The 18,835-nt window shown below is 70.2% G+C and carries 18 protein-coding genes and 2 pseudogenes; 16 read left to right on the top strand and 4 right to left on the bottom strand.

Translation table 11 applies throughout. The features are described 5' to 3' along the window. The first annotated feature begins 252 nt into the window (after nucleotides 1-252). The 4 genes from ACZ4SA_RS12350 (at nucleotide 253) to ACZ4SA_RS12335 (ending at nucleotide 3,798) form a co-directional block, all read left to right on the top strand. Nucleotides 253-906, top strand: a complete 654-nt coding sequence (locus ACZ4SA_RS12350) for a response regulator transcription factor (protein ID WP_468272930.1) — start codon at nucleotides 253-255, stop codon at nucleotides 904-906. A gap of 5 nt (nucleotides 907-911) precedes the next feature. After that, a complete protein-coding gene (locus ACZ4SA_RS12345; protein WP_468272927.1) occupies nucleotides 912-2,147 on the top strand; it encodes a sensor histidine kinase in 1,236 nt (411 codons plus the stop codon). Nucleotides 2,148-2,526: 379 nt separating this feature from the next. Then, nucleotides 2,527-2,823: a DUF4193 domain-containing protein gene (locus tag ACZ4SA_RS12340; RefSeq protein ID WP_005310959.1), complete on the top strand. Its 297-nt coding sequence runs from the start codon at nucleotides 2,527-2,529 to the stop codon at nucleotides 2,821-2,823. 12 nt (nucleotides 2,824-2,835) lie between these two features. Then, nucleotides 2,836-3,798: a hypothetical protein gene (locus ACZ4SA_RS12335; protein WP_468272924.1), complete on the top strand. Its 963-nt coding sequence runs from the start codon at nucleotides 2,836-2,838 to the stop codon at nucleotides 3,796-3,798. A 29-nt stretch (nucleotides 3,799-3,827) separates the two neighbouring features. Here the strand turns inward: ACZ4SA_RS12335 and ACZ4SA_RS12330 are convergent, their stop codons facing one another. Beyond that, the gene (locus ACZ4SA_RS12330) at nucleotides 3,828-4,286 is read right to left on the bottom strand and encodes a DUF3093 domain-containing protein (RefSeq protein WP_468272922.1); all 459 of its coding nucleotides are present in this window, start codon (nucleotides 4,284-4,286) and stop codon (nucleotides 3,828-3,830) included. 58 nt (nucleotides 4,287-4,344) lie between these two features. Here ACZ4SA_RS12330 and ACZ4SA_RS12325 point away from each other — a divergent pair, with 58 nt between their 5' ends. The 8 genes from ACZ4SA_RS12325 to ACZ4SA_RS12290 all read left to right on the top strand — a co-directional run bounded on the left by ACZ4SA_RS12325 (nucleotide 4,345) and on the right by ACZ4SA_RS12290 (nucleotide 11,856). Continuing rightward, on the top strand, nucleotides 4,345-4,965 hold the full coding sequence (locus ACZ4SA_RS12325; RefSeq protein ID WP_468272918.1) for a PaaI family thioesterase: 621 nt from the start codon (nucleotides 4,345-4,347) through the stop codon (nucleotides 4,963-4,965). Continuing rightward, a complete protein-coding gene (gene dut, locus ACZ4SA_RS12320; protein WP_468272915.1) occupies nucleotides 4,965-5,477 on the top strand; it encodes a dUTP diphosphatase in 513 nt (170 codons plus the stop codon). Before ACZ4SA_RS12325 ends, dut begins: the two co-directional genes overlap by 1 nt. 1 nt (nucleotide 5,478) lies before the next feature. Beyond that, nucleotides 5,479-6,258 carry a DUF3710 domain-containing protein gene (locus tag ACZ4SA_RS12315; protein WP_468272913.1) on the top strand — a complete coding sequence of 260 codons (780 nt, stop codon included), beginning with the start codon at nucleotides 5,479-5,481 and terminating at the stop codon, nucleotides 6,256-6,258. 196 nt (nucleotides 6,259-6,454) lie between these two features. Further along, nucleotides 6,455-7,186, top strand: a complete 732-nt coding sequence (locus ACZ4SA_RS12310) for an ABC transporter ATP-binding protein (protein ID WP_468272910.1) — start codon at nucleotides 6,455-6,457, stop codon at nucleotides 7,184-7,186. A 186-nt stretch (nucleotides 7,187-7,372) separates the two neighbouring features. After that, on the top strand, nucleotides 7,373-9,916 hold the full coding sequence (locus tag ACZ4SA_RS12305) for a DUF4118 domain-containing protein (protein WP_468272907.1): 2,544 nt from the start codon (nucleotides 7,373-7,375) through the stop codon (nucleotides 9,914-9,916). Between the two features lie 62 nt (nucleotides 9,917-9,978). Next, nucleotides 9,979-10,662, top strand: a complete 684-nt coding sequence (locus ACZ4SA_RS12300; protein WP_468272905.1) for a response regulator — start codon at nucleotides 9,979-9,981, stop codon at nucleotides 10,660-10,662. A 33-nt stretch (nucleotides 10,663-10,695) separates the two neighbouring features. Continuing rightward, nucleotides 10,696-11,118 (top strand): OB-fold nucleic acid binding domain-containing protein, encoded by a 423-nt coding sequence (locus ACZ4SA_RS12295; RefSeq protein WP_468272902.1) that lies wholly within the window; start codon nucleotides 10,696-10,698, stop codon nucleotides 11,116-11,118. Between the two features lie 3 nt (nucleotides 11,119-11,121). After that, a complete protein-coding gene (locus ACZ4SA_RS12290; protein ID WP_468272900.1) occupies nucleotides 11,122-11,856 on the top strand; it encodes a DUF3159 domain-containing protein in 735 nt (244 codons plus the stop codon). 766 nt (nucleotides 11,857-12,622) lie between these two features. On the opposite strand, the gene ACZ4SA_RS12285 is transcribed toward ACZ4SA_RS12290, so the two are convergent. Next, nucleotides 12,623-13,306 (bottom strand): potassium channel family protein, encoded by a 684-nt coding sequence (locus tag ACZ4SA_RS12285; RefSeq protein WP_468272898.1) that lies wholly within the window; start codon nucleotides 13,304-13,306, stop codon nucleotides 12,623-12,625. Beyond that, on the bottom strand, nucleotides 13,306-13,974 hold the full coding sequence (locus tag ACZ4SA_RS12280) for a potassium channel family protein (protein WP_468272895.1): 669 nt from the start codon (nucleotides 13,972-13,974) through the stop codon (nucleotides 13,306-13,308). Before ACZ4SA_RS12280 ends, ACZ4SA_RS12285 begins: the two co-directional genes overlap by 1 nt. 196 nt (nucleotides 13,975-14,170) lie before the next feature. Between ACZ4SA_RS12280 and ACZ4SA_RS12275 the strand changes: the two genes are divergently transcribed. Together ACZ4SA_RS12275 and ACZ4SA_RS12270 are read left to right on the top strand one after the other, a co-directional pair. Then, complete coding sequence (locus ACZ4SA_RS12275) at nucleotides 14,171-16,219, top strand: APC family permease (RefSeq protein WP_468272892.1); 2,049 nt, start codon at nucleotides 14,171-14,173, stop codon at nucleotides 16,217-16,219. 75 nt (nucleotides 16,220-16,294) lie between these two features. Beyond that, entirely contained in the window at nucleotides 16,295-17,614 is a 1,320-nt protein-coding gene (locus tag ACZ4SA_RS12270; protein ID WP_468272890.1) for a class I SAM-dependent RNA methyltransferase, read from the top strand. Nucleotides 17,615-17,780: 166 nt separating this feature from the next. On the opposite strand, the pseudogene ACZ4SA_RS12265 reads toward ACZ4SA_RS12270, so the two are convergent. After that, nucleotides 17,781-18,257: pseudogene (locus ACZ4SA_RS12265) on the bottom strand (ABC transporter substrate-binding protein); the annotation flags it as partial. Here ACZ4SA_RS12265 and ACZ4SA_RS12260 point away from each other — a divergent pair. Then, nucleotides 18,190-18,411 (top strand): hypothetical protein, encoded by a 222-nt coding sequence (locus ACZ4SA_RS12260; RefSeq protein ID WP_468273165.1) that lies wholly within the window; start codon nucleotides 18,190-18,192, stop codon nucleotides 18,409-18,411. The pseudogene ACZ4SA_RS12265 and the gene ACZ4SA_RS12260 overlap by 68 nt on opposite strands. Nucleotides 18,412-18,489: 78 nt before the next feature. Further along, nucleotides 18,490-18,826, top strand: a pseudogene (locus ACZ4SA_RS12255) (short-chain fatty acyl-CoA regulator family protein); the annotation flags it as partial. Nucleotides 18,827-18,835 lie beyond the last annotated feature (9 nt).

Genomic DNA, 18,835 nt, shown 5'->3' with positions numbered 1-18,835 from the left:
GGTTGATCAACCCTGCAACAGGTCGTGGTGTGCCACATACAGGGCGTGATCGAGGTGTTCAGTCGTCCTCCCCAGGGCTTCCCGGCCGGAAACCTCAACTGTCCCGCAAATCCTCGTCATTCCTCGGGCCGCAGGTCGGGACCGTTCGACTTACATCCGGTTTACGCGCGTAACGGGCAGGATGGATCCGCACAGTCAGTGCGCAGACCTGCCCTGTCACCCCTGACGGGCTCCGGAGAGAGGAAGAGCGACGTGCGCGTACTCGTCGTCGAGGACGAGCAGCTGCTCGCCGATGCGGTGGCCACCGGACTGCGCCGGGAGGCCATGGCGGTCGACGTCGTGTACGACGGCGCCGCTGCCCTGGAGCGCATCGGGGTCAACGACTACGACGTGGTGGTGCTCGACCGCGACCTCCCGCTCGTCCACGGCGACGACGTCTGCCGCAGGATCGTCGAGCTCGGCATGCCCACCCGGGTGCTGATGCTGACGGCCGCGGGTGACGTGAGCGACCGCGTGGAGGGCCTTGAACTTGGCGCCGACGACTATCTGCCCAAGCCGTTCGCGTTCACCGAGCTCACCGCCCGTGTGCGCGCGCTCGGGCGCCGTACGACGGTGCCGCTGCCGCCCGTCCTCGAGCGCGCCGGCATCAAGCTCGATCCGAACCGCCGCGAGATCTTCAGGGACGGCAAGGAGATCCAGCTCGCTCCGAAGGAGTTCGCGGTCCTGGAGGTGCTCATGCGCAGTGAGGGTGCCGTCGTCTCGGCCGAGCAGCTGCTGGAGAAGGCATGGGACGAGAACACGGACCCGTTCACGAACGTCGTGCGCGTCACCGTGATGACCTTGCGCCGCAAGCTCGGCGAGCCGCCCGTGATCGTCACGGTGCCCGGTTCGGGCTACCGGATCTGATCGGGGTGGCCACCGTCCCCGCGCCTCCAGGGGCGCCTCCGAAGCCGACCTGGGACCCCAGGGAGCCGGTCCGCCCGTGGCTGCGGCCGACCATCCGGATACGGCTCACACTCCTCTACGGCGGGATGTTCCTGATCGCGGGCATCCTGCTGCTGTCGATCATCTATCTGTTCACCGCGCAGGCGCTGAACGTCGGTGTGGCCGAACTGCCCTTCAAGATCGTCGAGGGGAAGGTCCAGCCCACCACGGACTGGTGCACGCTTCCCGAGGAGGGCTCCGGCGAGCAGTTCAACCAGGCCGTCTCCGCATGCCTCGCGCACCAGCGCGAGCTCGCCCTGGACGACCTGCTGCGACGCTCCCTGTTCGCGCTGCTCGGCCTCAGCATCATCGCGTTCGCATTCGGATACGCGATGGCCGGCCGGGTCCTGTCGCCGCTCGGCCGGATCACCCGCACCGCCCGGCAGGTGGCCGGCTCGGACCTGTCCCGCCGGATCGAGCTGGACGGTCCCGACGACGAGCTCAAGGAGCTCGCCGACACCTTCGACGAGATGCTGGACCGGCTGGAGCGCGCCTTCAGCGCTCAGCAGCGATTCGTGGCGAACGCCTCGCACGAGCTGCGCACGCCGCTGGCGATCAACCGCACGCTGCTGGAGGTCCACCTCTCCGACCCCGGGGCACCGGTGGAACTCCAGCAGCTGGGAAGGACCCTGCTGGCCACCAACGAGCGCAGCGAACAGCTCGTCGAGGGTCTGCTGCTGCTCGCCCGCAGCGACAACCAGATCGTCGAGCGCAAGCCGGTGGACCTGGCGGAGGTCGCCTCGCGCGCCATCGACCAGGTCCGCGCCGAGGCCGACGCCAAGGGCGTGGAGGTACGCGGTGAGCGCGCGCCTGCCGTCGTCCAGGGCAACGGTGTCCTGCTGGAGCGGATCGCCCTGAACCTCGTGCAGAACGCCGTCCGGTACAACGTCCCGGAGGAGGGCTGGGTGGAGGTGACCACGGAGGTCGAGCACGGCGATGCGGTCCTGCTGGTCACCAACACGGGCCCCGTGGTCCCGGCGTACGAGATCGACAACCTCTTCGAGCCGTTCCGACGGCTCCGACAGGAGCGCACGGGCAGCGACAAGGGGGTTGGCCTGGGGCTTTCCATCGCCCGGTCGGTCGCCCGCGCCCACGGCGGACGTATCTCGGCGGTGCCCCGCGAGGGAGGCGGCCTGGTGATGCGCGTCACCCTTCCCCTCTGAGGCCCGGACTGTCGTTCGCTTTAAGCGGAATTTTCGGAAACGGCCTCCGGCGAATAGATGTGCGATCGATCACATGGGTCGAATCCGGTCCTTCCACTCTCCGTGATCAAGGATCCTGCGAAAAGTCGGGAAAAGCCCGGGTTTCCAGGGGGTGACATCACGGGAAGTACACGGGGTGGCGCTCGTGAAGCGCCTCCCCGGACCGTGTACGGTCCCCATCGCCATCCAACCCGATCCCTCTCGAGAGCTCCGGTTGGGTGTCGATTGAGTAACAGACCTTGATGTGAGGCAAAATCTCCGCCTCAGGTCGGGCACAAGTCCGGCCTCTCACGCGTTACGTGCGCTGAGACACCGCAACCACCCAGAGGGGGAGAGCGACATGGCAACGGACTACGACACCCCACGCAAGACCGACGACGACGTCGATTCGGACAGCCTTGAAGAACTGAAGGCCCGGCGGAACGACAAGTCGACCTCGACCGTCGACGTGGACGAGTTCGAGGCCGCCGAGGGCATGGAGCTCCCCGGAGCTGACCTGTCCAACGAGGAACTCGCCGTCCGGGTCCTGCCCAAGCAGGCCGACGAGTTCACGTGCATGAGCTGCTTCCTCGTGCACCACCGCAGCCAGCTGGCGCGCGAGAAGAACGGTCAGCCCATCTGCCGCGACTGCGACTGAGGCAGGCCGCCCGTGGCAGGCGAGAAACCGTCCGGGAAGCGGCGCTTCCGGCGTCATGAGAAGCCGGAGGCGCACCAGGGCGGTACGGGCCCACTGCCGGACGCACACGCGTCCACGGAGGGCGCGGCCGCGTCGCTGCCGCCTGGGATGATCGAGGATGCGGAGCGGGGCCTGCCGGCCTCGCTCGAGGCAGTAGGCCAGGCAGGGCCCCCGACCAGGGCCCGGAGCCTGGCCGCCGTCAGGCGCGGCGTCACCAAGGGCGGACAGGGAGCCAGGACGCGTCTGGCGAATAGCAAGGAGAGCGCCAAGGCCGCGCTGACCCGCATTGCCGACACCCTGATCGACAATGCACCGCGCATCCCGGTGCGCGACCTGGAGAAGCTCCGCAAGCAGTTCCCCGGTCTCACCCCTGAGCAGCTTGCCGACAAGCTGGTCGCGGGAGCGGCCAACGCGAGCTCCACCGTCGGTGCCGGCATCGGCGCCGCCGCGATGATGCCCGTGCCGCCGGCGATGCCGACCGAGCTCGCAGCGGAGATCGTGGGCGTGGCGGCCATCGAGCTGAAACTCGTCGCCGAGCTCCACGAGGTCTACGGCCTGCGGGCGCCCGGCGATCTGAGGGAACGCAGCATCGCGTATCTCAACGCCTGGTCCCAGGAGCGAGGGATCGAGGTCACCAAACCCTCGACGTACAACGCCTCGATGGGCATTCAGCTCAAGCGGCAGCTGCGGCAGCAGATCATGAAGCGCATGGTGCGCAACCTGCCCAACCTGATGCCGTTCATGGTCGGCGCCGCCGTCGGCGCCGTGATGAACCGCCGCGACACCAGGAAGCTCGCGGGCAGGGTCCGCAGCGACCTGCGCAGCAAGCAGGTTCCGTGGGACGCGCTTCCCGCGCTGCCCCCGCTGGAGCAGCCCAAGAACCCGCTGGACCCGCACGAGCTCCCTCCCGGGCTGGGCCCTGACGGTCCCGCCTGACCCCCCAGGGCAGCGACGGCCAGGGTCCGTCAGGCGGCGCGTACGGCCGTCAGAGCGGCCGCCAGCGCCTCGGGATCCCGCGTCGACAGGTAGACATAGGGGGTCGGGTCCTGCGGATCGGTGATCTCGACCCGGACAGCCGTCGGGATGTAGCTGCGCAGCAGCATGAAGGCCCGCGGGTCGGCCTTGTGGAGGCGCCAGGCCCGCGCCTCCTCCGCGTCCAGTACCTCCGCGTCGCCCAGCGCCGCCACAGGGATCCGGGCGTCTCCCGCGACCAGCGACCCGGCCATCACCCGGATACGGGCGGAGCCGTAGGAACTGACCAGTGCGGCCGCCGGCGCGCCGGCGCCGATCAGACCGCCCAGCATGGGCAGGGTCCCCAGCGGCAGCAGGATCAGAGCGCCCGACACGGCGACAAGGGCGGTGACGACCCACCACGAACGGGGTGCGGTCAGACGTTCTGCGTACTGCGGGGCGGAAGGCTGCATGAATCCAAGCTTGGCACGGTGTGACCGGCGGGTAGCCGCGCGGGTAGGGTCTGCGCCTGTGAGTAACGCGAACGACCGGGGGGCGGACCCCGGAACCCCCGCCGCTTCCAAGGCCCTGACTCCGCCGGCCGACGCCAAGCCGCCGGTGAGGCACCCCGACGCGCCCGCCCCGGGTGAACTTCTCGGCTCGCACTACGGGCACTGCTTCGGCTGTGGCGGGGAGCAGCCCCACGGCCTGCATCTCGAGGCCCGGGCGCAGGAAGGTGTACGCGTCACCGCCGAGTTCACCGTCAGGCCGGCGCACCAGGGAGCCCCCGGCCTCGCGCACGGCGGCGTGCTCGCCACCGCCCTCGACGAGACACTCGGCTCCCTGAACTGGCTGCTTCGGCTCATCGCGGTCACCGGCAAGCTCGAGACGGACTTCGTCCGTCCCGTGCCCGTCGATACCGTGCTGTACCTCGACGCCGAGGTCACCGCCGTGGCAGGACGCAAGATCTACTCCACCGCCACCGGGCGGATCGGCGGCCCCGACGGGCCCGTGGCCGTCCGGGCGGCTGCCCTGTTCGTCGAGGTCAAGGTCGACCACTTCATCGAGAACGGCCGCCCCGCGGAGATCCAGGCCGCCATGGCCGACCCCGACCAGGTCAGGCGCTCCCGCGCCTTCGAGGTGAATCCCTGATGCGCTCCCCCGTCGATGTACTGATCCGGCGAGTGGACCCGGAGGTGCCGCTGCCCGCCTACGGGCACGCCGGTGACGCCGGCGCCGATCTGGTGACGTGCGAGGCCGCCGAACTCGCCCCCGGGGAGCGCGCGGTGCTGCCCACCGGGGTCTCGATCGCCCTCCCCGACGGCTACGCCGCCTTCGTACACCCCCGCTCCGGGCTCGCGGCCCGCTGCGGAGTCGCCCTCGTGAATGCCCCAGGGACGATTGATGCCGGGTACCGTGGGGAAATCAAGGTGATCGTGGTCAATCTGGATCCACGCGAGAGCGTGCGGTTCGAACGGTTCGACCGGATTGCCCAGCTGGTCGTCCAGCAGGTCGAGAAGGTGCGCTTCCACGAGGTGGCGGAGCTTCCCGGCTCTGCGCGGGCCGAGGGGGGCTTCGGGTCCACCGGCGGTCATGCCGCTGTGGACGGCTCTACGGGTGGGAACCGATACGCTTCGGTCGTATCCGACCGGGAAGGACAGTGACGTGTTCGGACGTCGCAAGAAGAGTGGTTCCGCCAGGGACGCGGCGGACGCAGCGGGCGAGGCCGAGCGAGTCGCCGACGAGTCTGCCGAGCTCGACACGGACGCCGAGGAGAGCGGAGCCCGCAGGGTGAACCTTCCGCCGGCGCCCAGGCCCGACGGCCCCTGGGACGTCTCCGAGGTCTCCAGGCCCGGCGAAGGCCGGGTCGATCTGGGCGGCCTGTTCGTGCCCGGAGTCGAGGGCATGGAGCTCCGCGTCGAGGTCGCCGGCGATGCGATCGTCGCGGCCACCGTGGTGCTGCGCGACAGCGCAGTTCAGCTTCAGGCCTTCGCAGCGCCCAAGAAGGAAGGCATCTGGGGCGAGGTCCGCGAGGAGATCGCCTCCGGCATCACCCAGCAGGGCGGCATCATCGACGAGGTCGAGGGCCCGCTCGGCTGGGAGCTGCGGGCCCAGGTGCCCGTGCAGCTGCCCGACGGCACGGGCGGCGTGCAGATGGTCCGTTTCGTCGGTGTCGACGGCCCCCGCTGGTTCCTGCGCGGAGTGATCTCCGGTCAGGGCGCGGTGCAGCCGCAGGCGGCCGGTCTGCTCGAGCAGATCTTCCGGGACACCGTCGTCCTGCGCGGCGAAGGCCCCATGGCGCCGCGCGACCCGATCGTCCTCAAGCTGCCGGACGACGCGCAGATGGTGCCGGAAGGCGTGCAGCAGGAGGAGCAGGAGGGCTCCCGTTTCTCGGGCGGTATGGGCCAGCTCCAGCGCGGCCCCGAGATCACCGAGGTCCGCTGACGGCTCCGCCGTCACGACAGTGCCGAGAACCAACCGGGCCGTACCCCTCGGGGGTACGGCCCGGTCGGCGTTCAGGCGGACGGGCCGCACCCTCGCGCCCCCGCCCGCAAGCGGCCTTGACCGCATGGCCGTTGCCCGGCCACATGCCCCCCGCACATACTGAGCCGGACACGATCCACAGCCGGGGGGACTCCTGATGACCGAGAGCAGCAGCGCGCAGTCCGGCACGGCCGTCGTCGAGGATCCGGCACGCGGGCCCATGGTGCGGGTCGAGAATCTGCACCGTTCCTACGGCACCGGCGCCGCGGCCGTCCACGCGCTGCGGGGGGTGTCGTTCCAGATCCCGCGCGGAGAGCTGGTCGCGCTCAAAGGCCGCTCGGGCTCCGGCAAGACGACGCTCCTCAACCTCGTCGGAGGGCTCGACTCCCCGGACCGGGGCCGTATCACGGTCGACGGCACCGACCTGTCCGAGCTCGGCGAGAACGGGCTGCTGGAGCTGCGGCGCGACCGGATCGGCTTCATCTTCCAGTCGTTCGGGCTGATCCCGATCCTGACCGCCGCGGAGAACGTCGGAGTGCCGATGCGGCTGCGCAAGGCGGACCCGCGCGAGCGGGAGGAGCGCGTCCAGCTGATGCTCGCGCTGGTCGGCCTCGCCGACCACGCCGCACAGCGGCCCGGAGAGCTCTCCGGCGGCCAGCAGCAGCGCGTCGCCATCGCCCGCGCGCTGGCCAACCGGCCCGCACTGCTGATCGCGGACGAACCGACCGGCCAGCTCGACGCCGAGACGGGCCTGGCCGTGATGGAACTGCTGCGGGCGGTCGTCCGCGGCGAGGGCGTCACGGCCCTCGTAGCCACTCACGACCCCCAGCTCCTGGGGCTCGCCGACCGGGTGCTGGAACTCGGCGACGGCGAGCTCGTCGAACACTGAGCCCATGGCCGGCCGCCACTGAACCGGTCGCCGCGCTCGCCGCACAGAGGCCCTCGCGCACCCCGTCGCCCGCCGCATCAGAATCGCGTCAATACGCACCCCGGAGTCCCGGACCGACCGCTTCGCCCGTTCTGTTCGACGTAAGGTCGACGCTGCGCAAGGCAGTGTTCGAAAGACAATGAGGCCATGGGACGCGGCAAGCTACGGATCTACCTCGGCGCGGCACCGGGCGTCGGCAAGACGTACGCCATGCTCTCCGAGGCGCACCGCCGTGTGGAGCGCGGCACCGACTGCGTCGTGGCCTTCGTCGAGACCTACGACCGGCCCCGCACCGAAGTACTTCTGCACGGGCTCGAGCAGATCCGGCGGCGCGAGATCACCTACCGCGACGCCGTGTCCACCGAGGTGGATGTCGACGCCGTACTGGAACGCCGCCCCGCGGTCGCCCTCGTCGACGAACTCGCCCACACCAGCGTTCCGGGCTCCCGCAACGGCAAGCGCTGGCAGGACGTCGAGGAACTCCTCGCGGCGGGCATCGACGTCATATCGACCGTCAACATCCAGCATCTGGAGTCACTCGGCGACGTCGTCGAGACGATCACCGGCGTACGGCAGCGGGAGACCATCCCCGACGAAGTGGTCCGCAGGGCGGACCAGATCGAGCTTGTCGACATGGCGCCGCAGGCACTGCGCCGCCGTATGGCGCACGGCAACATCTACCAGCCCGACAAGGTCGACGCGGCGCTCTCCAACTACTTCCGACCCGGCAACCTCACCGCCCTGCGCGAACTCGCGCTCCTCTGGCTCGCCGACCGGGTCGACGAGTACCTCCAGCAATACCGCGGCGAGCACAACATCCGCTCCACCTGGCAGGCACGCGAACGCATCGTCGTGGGCCTCACCGGCGGCCCCGAAGGCCGCACCCTCATCCGCCGCGCAGCCCGCATAGCGGCCAAGGGCTCCGGCAGCGAGATCCTCGCCGTCTACATCGCCCGCAGCGACGGACTGACCTCCGCCTCGCCCAAGGAACTCGCCATCCAGCGGACCCTCGTCGAGGACCTCGGCGGCACCTTCCACCACGTCATCGGCGACGACGTACCCTCCGCGCTGCTCGAGTTCGCACGCGGCGTCAACGCGACGCAGATCGTGCTCGGCTCCAGCCGCCGCAAGGCATGGCAGTACCTCTTCGGTCCGGGTGTCGGCGCGAGCGTCGCCAGGGACTCCGGGCCCGACCTCGACGTCCACATCGTCACCCACGACGAGGCGGGCAAGGGCCGGGGCCTGCCCGGCGCCCGGGGCGCCCGCCTCGGCCGTTCCCGGATCATCGCCGGATGGCTCGTCGGCGTGGTCGCTCCCGTGCTGCTCTCGCTGCTGCTCACGAGCCTCGAGAACGGGCCTGGCCTGGCCAACGACGTCCTGCTCTTCCTCTTCCTGACGGTGATCTCCGCCCTGCTCGGCGGGCTGCTGCCCGCCCTCGCCTCCGCCGGCGTGGGCTCGCTGCTGCTGAACTACTACTTCACCCCGCCGACCCACACGCTCGACATCGCCGAGCCCAAGAACCTCGTCGCCATCGTGATCTTCTTCGCGGTCGCCGTCGCGGTGGCCTCCGTGGTGGACCTGGCCGCCCGGCGCACGCACCAGGCGGCCCGGCTGCGGGCCGAGTCCGAGATCCTCTCGTTCCTCGCCGGCAGCGTCCTGCGCGGCGAGACGGCGCTGGACGCCCTGCTGGAGCGCGTACGCGAGACCTTCGCCATGGAGTCAGTCGCGCTGCTGGAGCGGGAGAGCGACGTCGACCCGTGGACCCGCACGGCCAGTGTCGGACCTGCGCCGGCCGTCCGCCCGGACGACGCGGACGTGGACATGCCGGTGGGCGACCACATGGCGATGGCCCTGTCCGGCCGCGTGCTGCCCGCGGAGGACCGCCGGGTGCTGGCCGCGTTCGCCACCCAGGCCGCCGTCGTCGTGGACCGGCAGCGTCTGGTCGGCGAGGCGGAGCAGGCCCGCGAACTCGCCGAGGGCAACCGGATACGCACGGCCCTGCTCGCCGCCGTCAGCCACGATCTGCGCACCCCGCTGGCCGGCATCAAGGCCGCCGTCTCCTCCCTCCGGTCCGACGACGTCGCCTGGTCCGACGAGGACGAGGCCGAACTGCTGGCCGGCATCGAGGAGGGCGCCGACCGCCTCGACCACCTCGTCGGGAACCTGCTCGACATGTCGCGGCTGCAGACCGGGACCGTCGCACCCCTCATCCGCGAAACCGGGCTGGACGAGGTGATTCCACTCGCGCTCGTCGGCGTACCGGCCGAGAGCGTCGAACTGGACATCCCCGAAACACTGCCGATGGTGGCCGTGGACCGGGGGCTGCTCGAGCGGGCCGTCGCCAACATCGTCGAGAACGCCGTCAAGTACAGTCCCGCCGGCACCCCCGTCACGGTCGCCGCCAGCGCCCTGGGGGAGCGGGTCGAACTGCGCGTCGCGGACCGCGGCACGGGCGTACCCGACGAGGCCAAGGAGCGGATCTTCGAACCGTTCCAGCGCTACGGCGACGCCCCGCGCGGCGCGGGCGTCGGTCTCGGGCTCGCCGTCGCACGGGGGTTCATGGAGTCGATGGGCGGCACGCTGACGGCGGAGGACACGCCCGGCGGCGGCATGACCATGGTCCTCACCCTCGAGGCCGTCCCCGGCCACGCGGTGACCGGAGCCGGCCTGCCCGCGGAGGCCACCCCATGACGGCCGGCCGCGTACACACCAGCAGTGGAATCAGCCCGCAGGGGCGGAAAGGCGGGCAGCAGATGACCCGGGTGCTCGTGGTCGACGACGAGCCGCAGATAGTACGTGCCCTCGTGATCAACCTGAGGGCGCGCAATTACGAGGTGGACGCTGCCTCCGACGGCGCTTCCGCCCTCGAACTTGCCGCGGCCCGCCACCCCGACGTCGTCGTCCTCGACCTCGGACTGCCCGACATGGACGGCGTCGAGGTCATCAAGGGCCTGCGCGGCTGGACCCGCGTCCCGATCCTCGTCCTGTCCGCACGCCACTCCTCCGACGAGAAGGTCCAGGCCCTCGACGCCGGAGCCGACGACTACGTCACCAAGCCCTTCGGCATGGACGAACTCCTCGCCCGGCTGCGCGCCGCCGTCCGCAGGGCGGAGCCCGTCGGCGGAGAGGACGACGCGACGAGCGTCGAGACCGAGGGCTTCACCGTCGACCTGGTGGCGAAGAAGGTGCACCGGGAGGGCCGGGACGTGCGCCTGACGCCGACCGAGTGGCATCTGCTGGAGGTGCTGGTGCGCAACACCGGGCGCCTCGTCAGCCAGAAGCAACTGCTCCAGGAGGTCTGGGGCCCCTCTTACGGCACCGAGACGAACTATCTGCGCGTCTACATGGCCCAGTTGCGCCGCAAACTGGAGGCCGATCCCTCGCACCCCAGGCACTTCGTCACCGAACCCGGCATGGGATACCGCTTCGAACGTTGATTTGCCCCTGGTGGCGGCCGGTAGGCTTTCTGTATGAGCGCCGTACCCCGTTCCGCGAAGGCGGCGAAGGAGCAGGCGGCCAAACCGGCCGGCCGCTTCCGTCGCATGCTCGACCGGCTCTCCAGCTCGCAGCAGGACATCGAGTCCGAGGAGCTCCAGGAGGACGCACAGGCATCGGGGTGTATCCGCATCTCCGAATGCAACGACCGCCAGATCGTCAGAGTGACTGGTACCTTGCGCACGGTCACCCTGCGTCCGCGGGCGGGCGTGCCGGCACTGGAGGCGGAGCTCTTCGACGGCACGGCACCGCTGGACGTCGTCTGGCTCGGCCGCCGCTCCATCGTGGGCATAGAGCCGGGCCGCAGACTGATCGCATCGGGCCGGATCTCGATGAGCCACGGTCGACGGGTGCTGTTCAATCCCAAATACGAACTCCGACCACTCGGACAGGAGTAGCCGGTGGCGTCTGTCGACAAGCCGACCCCCACGAACGATCAGCAGGACACCGACGCGAAAGCCGTGACGGAGGCCGCGCTGTTCGAAGCATTCGGCGGCGTGCGCGGCATGGTGGAGACGGTCCTGCCGGGACTGCTCTTCGTCACGATCTACACGATCAACAAGGACCTGCACGTCTCCGCCATCGCGGCGCTCGCCACCGCGCTGGTGCTGGTGGCCGTCCGGCTCGTCCGCAAGGACACGGTCAAACACGCGTTCAGCGGCGTCTTCGGCGTGGCCTTCGGCGTCGTGTTCGCGATGATGACCGGCAACGCGAAGGACTTCTACCTGCCGGGCATGCTGTACACGCTCGGCCTGGCGCTCGCGTACATCGTCACGACGCTCGCGGGCGTTCCCCTGATCGGCCTGATGCTCGGCCCGGTCTTCAAGGAGAACCTCTCCTGGCGCACCCGCAACCCGGGCCGCAAAAAGGCGTACGCCAAGGCCAGCTGGGCCTGGGGCCTGATCCTGCTCGCCAAGTGCGCGATCCTGTTCCCCCTGTACTGGTGGGCGGACACGACGCAGCTCGGCTGGGTCCTGGTGACCCTGAAGATCCCGCCGTTCCTGCTGGCGGTCTACCTGACGTGGGTCTTCCTGGCGAAGGCTCCGCCGCCGATCGACGTCTTCGCCGAGATGGAGGCGGAGGAACGCGCGGAGGAGGCCCGCAAGGCGGCGGCTGCGCAGCAGCGCGAGGCGTAGCGCTGGGTGTGGGGGCCTCGCCCCCACACCCCCTGCTGCGGCTGCCGGGCGTGGCCCGCAGTTGTTTCGCGTGGCGTCCGGGTGCGCTTCCGGGCGTGGCCCGGCGCTTCGGGCCGGGCGTCTTGGGCGTGGCCGGGTCCGTATCCGGTGGTGTCCGGGTGCCGCTCCGGTGGGCGTGTCCGGGACTGCTTTCCTCACCGCGCTTCGCGCGAGTTGCGACGCTTTACGTCCCGAACACGCCCCCCTGCGCGTCCCCCTGCCCGCGGCCGACGGTTTCGCTCCCCCCGGTGGATCACCGCACCGCCCCCACGGCACCCAGTCTCCGTGTCGGACCACCCCCACCGTCTACGGCATCCGCACGCCCGTTGCGTTCCCACCGGGAAAGGCGATGCTGCCCACAACGCCGACGCGACGGTTCCGCTCCCCCGGGAGAAGCCCACCCCGGCCGTGGGAAACGGCCGCCGGCCGGGTGGTCCCGCGACCGGCGGGAGGGGGGCGGGGTCGCAGGAGGGGGGTGTCCGGAAGTAAAGCGTCGCAACTCGCGCGAAGCGCGGTGAGGAAAGCCATTCCGGGCACCCCCCTCCGGAGGCCCCGACCCCCACACCACCCACAAGGCAGGGACACCCCCGGAAACACCACACCCCCGGACCGGGCCACCACGGGGACACCCCGGAAACACCACACCCCCGGACCGGGCCACCACGGGGACACCCCGGAAACACCACACCCCCGGACCGGGCCAAGCGCGAGCCCGGCGCCCCCGGGCTCAGCCCTCCGACGGCGGGAGTTCGCGGCGGACCGAGAGAAGGTCCTCCAGTTGTTCCTCCCGCGCCTGCGCCGCCACGAACAGCAGTTCGTCGCCCGCCTCGAGCGTCTCCTCCGGGCTCGGCGTGAGAACCCGCGACCCCCGGATGATCGTGACCAGCGACGTGTCCTGCGGCCACGCCACCGCGCCCACCTGCGTGCCCGCCAGCGCGGACTCCGGCGGCAGCGTCAGTTCGACGAGGTTCGCGTCGCCGTGGCTGAAGCGCAGCAGCCGCACGAGGTCGCCGACGCTCACCGCCTCCTCCACCAGCGCCGACATCAGGCGTGGCGTGGAGACGGCGACGTCCACGCCCCACGACTCGTTGAAGAGCCACTCGTTCTTCGGGTTGTTGACCCGCGCGACGACCCTCGGCACCCCGTACTCGGTCTTGGCGAGCAGTGACACGACCAGGTTGACCTTGTCGTCACCGGTCGCGGCGATCACCACGTTGCAGCGCTGCAGCGCCGCCTCGTCCAGGGACGTGATCTCGCAGGCGTCGGCCAGCAGCCACTCGGCCTGCGGTACGCGTTCGACCGAGATCGCGGTCGGCGCCTTGTCGACGAGGAGTACCTCGTGCCCGTTCTCCAGGAGCTCGCCCGCGATGGAACGGCCCACCGCACCGGCGCCCGCAATAGCGACCCGCATCAGTGACCGCCCTCCTCGGGGCCTTCCGAGAAGGCCTCCTCGACCTTCGCGATCTCGTTCGTACGCATCATCACGTGCACGAGATCACCCTCTTGCAGCACCGTCTGGGAGGTCGGCAGGATCGCTTCGCCCAGCCGGGTGAGGAAGGCGACCCGCACGCCCGTTTCCTCCTGCAGTCTGCTGACCTTGTGGCCGATCCACGCCGGCGAGGTGTGCACCTCGGCCAGCTGGACCGCGCCACTCGGATCGCTCCACAGCGGCTCCGCACCGGACGGCAGCAGCCGCCGCAGCATCTGGTCTGCGGTCCAGCGGACGGTGGCGACCGTCGGGATGCCCAGGCGCTGGTAGACCTCGGCACGCCGGGGGTCGTAGATACGCGCCGCGACGTTCTCGATGCCGAACATCTCGCGCGCGACCCGCGCCGCGATGATGTTGGAGTTGTCGCCGCTGCTGACGGCGGCGAACGCGCCGGCATCCTCGATGCCCGCCTCGCGCAGGGTGTCCTGGTCGAAGCCGACGCCGGTGACGCGCCGGCCGCCGAACCCGGATCCCAGCCGGCGGAAGGCGGTGGGGTCGCGGTCGACGACGGCGACCGTGTGCCCCTGCTGCTCCAGGGTCTGCGCGAGAGCGGCTCCCACTCGCCCGCAACCCATGATGACGATGTGCACGACCGTCCTTCCGGCTCTGTCAATGGCGGTACAAGTCAGTAAGGCAATACAGGGTCTCAGACTCCGCCCCGTGCGGGTACGTGCGGTCCGTCGTCCGGTCCGTCAAGAGGGCACGGTGGAGCAGACGCGTTAAGATCCCGCAGGTTGTGGCCCGCTGGTTGGGTTCGGCTCATATCGAACGCTTACGATCCTCAGCGTGTCCAAACTGACCGACGTCCCCAAACGGATCCTGATCGGCCGGGCGCTGCGCAGTGAGAAGCTGGGGGAGACGCTCCTCCCCAAACGCATCGCTCTCCCCGTCTTCGCTTCCGACCCCCTGTCCTCCGTGGCATACGCGCCGGGCGAAGTGCTGCTGGTCCTGTCCGTCGCGGGTGTGTCGGCGTACCACTTCAGCCCCTGGATCGCCGCCGCTGTCGTGGTGCTGATGTTCACGGTCGTCGCCTCGTACCGGCAGAACGTGCGCGCGTACCCGAGCGGCGGCGGTGACTACGAGGTCGCGAACACGAATCTCGGCCCGAAGGCCGGCCTCACCGTCGCCAGCGCACTTCTCGTCGACTACGTGCTCACCGTCGCCGTGTCGATTTCCTCCGGGGTGGAGAACCTCGGCTCCGCGATCCCGTTCGTCGTCGAGCACAAGGTGTTCTGCGCCATCGGGATAATCGTTCTGCTGACCCTGATGAACCTGCGGGGCGTGAAGGAGTCCGGAAAGCTCTTCGCGATTCCCACGTACGTCTTTGTCGCCGGTGTCTTCATCATGATCGTCTGGGGTGCGTTCAAGGGGATCGTCCTCGACGATTCCATGCGCGCCCCGACCGCCGACTACGAGATCAAGCCGGAGCACGAGGGCCTCGCCGGCTTCGCCCTCCTCTTCCTGCTGCTGCGCGCCTTCTCCTCCGGCTGTGCCGCGCTGACCGGTGTCGAGGCCATCAGCAACGGCGTCCCCGCCTTCCGTAAGCCCAAGAGCCGGAACGCGGCGACGACGCTGCTGCTCATGGGCGTCCTCGCCGTCACCATGTTCTGCGGCATCATCGGCCTCGCCATGGCCACCGGCGTGAAGATGGCGGAGTTTCCCGCGAAGGACCTTGTCGCGAACGGCGTCCCCGTCGGCCCCGACTACGTACAGAACCCGGTGATCTCGCAGGTCGCGGCCGCCGTCTTCGGGCCCGGCACGTTCTTCTTCGTCCTGCTGGCCGCGGCCACCGCCCTGGTGCTCTTCCTCGCCGCGAACACCGCGTACAACGGCTTCCCGCTGCTCGGCTCGATCCTTGCGCAGGACCGCTATCTGCCGCGCCAGTTGCACACCCGCGGCGACCGGCTCGCCTTCTCCAACGGCATCGTGCTGCTCGCGGGCGCCGCGATCCTGCTGGTCTGGCTCTACGGAGCCGACTCGACGAAGTTGATCCAGCTCTACATCGTGGGCGTCTTCGTCTCCTTCACCCTCAGCCAGACTGGCATGGTCCGGCACTGGAACCGTCACCTGAAGGCGGAGCGCAACAAGGCCAAGCGCCGTCACATGATCCGCTCGCGCGCGATCAACACGTTCGGCGCCTTCTTCACCGGCCTGGTGCTGGTCGTGGTGCTCGCCACGAAGTTCACGCACGGCGCGTGGGTCGCCCTGCTCGGCATGGTGATCTTCTTCGGGACGATGACCGCGATCCGTAAGCACTACGACCGGGTCGCCGAGGAGATCGCCGCACCGGACGAGCCCGGCGACGACAGCGTCCGCCCCTCCCGCGTCCACGCGATCGTGCTCGTCTCCAAGGTCCACCGGCCGACGCTGCGCGCCGTCGCCTACGCCAAGGCGATGCGCTTCGACACACTCGAGGCGATCAGCATCAGCGTCGACCCCGCGGAGACGAAGGCGCTGCAGAAGGAATGGGAGCGACGCGGCATCAACGTGCCGCTGAAGATCCTCGACTCGCCCTACCGGGAGATCACCCGGCCCGTCATCGAATACGTGAAGGGCCTGCGGACCGAGAGTCCGCGCGACGTGGTCAGTGTCGTCATCCCCGAGTACGTGGTGGGCCACTGGTACGAGCATGTGCTGCACAACCAGAGCGCGCTGCGGCTCAAGGGCCGCCTGCTGTTCACCCCCGGTGTGATGGTCACGTCGGTGCCGTACCAGCTGGTGTCGTCCGAGGCCGCGAAGAAGCGGGCCGGGAAGCGCCAGGACTGGAACGCCCCCGGCTCGGTGCGCCGCGGCCTCGTGGACCAGCGACCGAAGGAGCCCAGCGGCAAGGCCTGAAGGACCTTCCGCCCGACGTAGACTGGTGGGTCTTGTCCCTTCGGGCCCCCCTTTGATCTCTGGAGTCACCCCACCATGCAGAACGCACCTGAGTCCTCGCTGGTCGGGCAGGAGTACGAGGTCGAGGTCGGCCCGGTCGCGCACGGCGGCCACTGCGTCGCCCGCACGGGAGACGGCCGCGTGCTGTTCGTCCGGCACACGCTGCCCGGCGAGAAGGTCGTGGCCAGGGTCACCGAGGGCGAGGTGGACTCCCGTTTCCTGCGCGCCGACGCCGTGCGCGTCATCGAGGCGTCCAAGGACCGCGTCGAGGCGCCCTGCCCGTACGCCGGCCCCGGCAAGTGCGGCGGCTGCGACTGGCAGCACGCCAAGCCGGGGGCGCAGCGCCGCTTCAAGGGCGAGGTCATCGCGGAGCAGCTGCAGCGGCTCGCCGGCCTGACCCCGGAGGAGGCCGGCTGGGACGGCACCGTCATGCCGGCACCGGGCGACAAGCTCCCGGCGGGAGAGGTGCCCGGCTGGCGCACGCGTGTCCAGTACGCGATCGACGCCGACGGCCGGGTCGGTCTGCGCAAGCACCGTTCGCACGACGTCCAGCCGATCGACCACTGCCTCATCGCCGCTCCGGGCGTCAGCGAGCTGGGCATCGAGAAGCAGGACTGGCCGCAGATGGAGACGGTCGAGGCGATCGCGGCGACCGGGTCGAGCGACCGCCAGGTCGTCCTCACCCCGCGCCCCGGCGGCCGCCTCCCCCTGGTCGAACTGGACAAGCCCGTCTCGGTTCTCCGGGTCGAGGAGCGCGACGGCTCGGTCCACCGCGTCCACGGCCGCGCCTTCGTCCGCGAGCGCGCAGACGAGCGCACGTACCGCGTGGGCATGGGCGGCTTCTGGCAGGTCCACCCGCAGGCCGCCGACATGCTGGTCAAGGCCGTGATGCAGGGTCTCCTGCCGCGCAAGGGAGACATGGCGCTCGACCTCTACTGCGGCGTCGGCCTGTTCGCGGGCGCGATCGCCGACCGGGTCGGCGACCAGGGCGCGGTCCTCGGCATCGAGTCCGGCAAGCGTGCGGTGGAGGACGCCCGTCACAACCTCCAGCACTTCGACCGGGTCCGCATCGAGCAGGGCAAGGTGGAGTCCGTCCTGCCGCGCACCCGGATCTCCGAGGTCGACCTGATCGTCCTCGACCCGCCCCGCGCGGGCGCGGGCAAGCAGACGGTCAAGCACCTCTCGGGCCTCGGCGCCCGCCGCATCGCTTACGTGGCCTGCGACCCGGCGGCGCTGGCGCGCGACCTGGCCTACTTCCGCGAGGGCGGCTACAAGCCGCGCACGCTGCGGGCGTTCGACCTGTTTCCGATGACCTCGCACGTGGAGTGCGTGGCGATTCTGGAGCCGGTGCGATAGGCATCTGACCTTGGGATTTTCCGAGCTTGCTCCGTCCGTTCGACCTGTGTCCCCCTACGCATGATGTGGCTCGTCCAGCGAGAGCGAAGCGTGCTTCGACCTGCGGCTCTGTGGGGCGGTGCGCACATGGCGGACCTAGCGCCGCGCGGGGCGAGTGTCGGCGGACGGCGACGAGGCCGTCCACGTTCTTGTCGCACAGGAACGACAGGTTGTCGGAGCCGTCGCAGCTGTAGTCGCTACCAAGGACGGTGACCGGGCCGCCGGTGTCCAGCATCATGTTGCGGGAGTAGACGGCTGCGTCGAACTTCCCGGCCAGCAGGTCGCTTTCGAGGCGCGCGGACGTGCGCACTTCCAGCTTCACCGTGAACCCGGTCTTCTTCTGCTGCTGCTGGAGCACCTGGGCGGTCTCCGGCAGCTCGGGACGGTCGTTGTAGGTGGCGATAGTGATGCTCTTGCCGTCGGGGTCGGCGGCCTTCGCCCGGCCGTTTGGCCCGACGCGCTTGCCGGACGCCCAGGTCAGGGCCGGCCCGTAGAGGCCCTGGGCTGGCTCGTAGCCCTCGTGCACGTCCTTGGCGATGACGGAGGTGTCGATCGCCTCGCGGGCGGCGGCGCGAAGTCCCGCGTCGGTGAAGGCGCCGGACTCGGCGGCGGCGACGGCCTTCGCGGTGACGGCCTCGCCGTCCTGGAACTTCGCGTCCCGCGGGGTGAACACCCAGCTCTTGCCGCCCGGTTCGCTGTTCCACGGCTCGGCGAGCGCGGGCGCGGTTGCGCCCGAGCCCTACTGGACAGTCCAGTGAGCAGGGGCGTAGGGCCGCTGGCGATGCGGCTGGGTCCGGGGTGCGGCGGCCGCCTGATTCCGCTGACTCGCCTTTCGAGGCCGGATCCATGTCCAGTCGCCGAAATGCCGGCCGGACGGCGGTACTTGTGGACAGCCCGTGCGGTCACCCGTAACCGCGGCGGCTGCGGCGAGCCGGGCAGGACGTATGCCATCGGGCTGGGCTGCGAGATCCGCCACGCCCACCGCCTGGTCCACTCCGGCGGCCTCGACCTCACCAACGGCTCCTCCGCCACCTCCATCGGACGGGTTGCCAGGTCTGCGAACGCCTCGACCGCGCCCAACGCGCGGCCCCGCCGCTCGGACGACTCTTGCGCATCGACCACAACAGCAGCACGTTGGTGCCGTACCCGGTCGACAACGGTGGGCCGGGCTGACCGCCGGCC

The sequence above is a fragment of the Streptomyces sp. NPDC027962 genome, from assembly GCF_055566095.1.
This window is presented reverse-complemented; position numbering and strand designations above follow the sequence as displayed.

Coding starts and splice junctions, on each gene's coding strand:
- ACZ4SA_RS12340 (WP_005310959.1), top strand. CDS start 2,527: ATGGCAACGGACTACGACACCCCACGCAAGACCGACGACGACGTCGAT.
- ACZ4SA_RS12330 (WP_468272922.1), bottom strand. CDS start 4,286: ATGCAGCCTTCCGCCCCGCAGTACGCAGAACGTCTGACCGCACCCCGT.
- dut (WP_468272915.1), top strand. CDS start 4,965: ATGCGCTCCCCCGTCGATGTACTGATCCGGCGAGTGGACCCGGAGGTG.
- ACZ4SA_RS12310 (WP_468272910.1), top strand. CDS start 6,455: ATGACCGAGAGCAGCAGCGCGCAGTCCGGCACGGCCGTCGTCGAGGAT.
- ACZ4SA_RS12305 (WP_468272907.1), top strand. CDS start 7,373: ATGGGACGCGGCAAGCTACGGATCTACCTCGGCGCGGCACCGGGCGTC.
- ACZ4SA_RS12300 (WP_468272905.1), top strand. CDS start 9,979: ATGACCCGGGTGCTCGTGGTCGACGACGAGCCGCAGATAGTACGTGCC.
- ACZ4SA_RS12295 (WP_468272902.1), top strand. CDS start 10,696: ATGAGCGCCGTACCCCGTTCCGCGAAGGCGGCGAAGGAGCAGGCGGCC.
- ACZ4SA_RS12285 (WP_468272898.1), bottom strand. CDS start 13,306: ATGCGGGTCGCTATTGCGGGCGCCGGTGCGGTGGGCCGTTCCATCGCG.
- ACZ4SA_RS12270 (WP_468272890.1), top strand. CDS start 16,295: ATGCAGAACGCACCTGAGTCCTCGCTGGTCGGGCAGGAGTACGAGGTC.
- ACZ4SA_RS12260 (WP_468273165.1), top strand. CDS start 18,190: ATGACGGAGGTGTCGATCGCCTCGCGGGCGGCGGCGCGAAGTCCCGCG.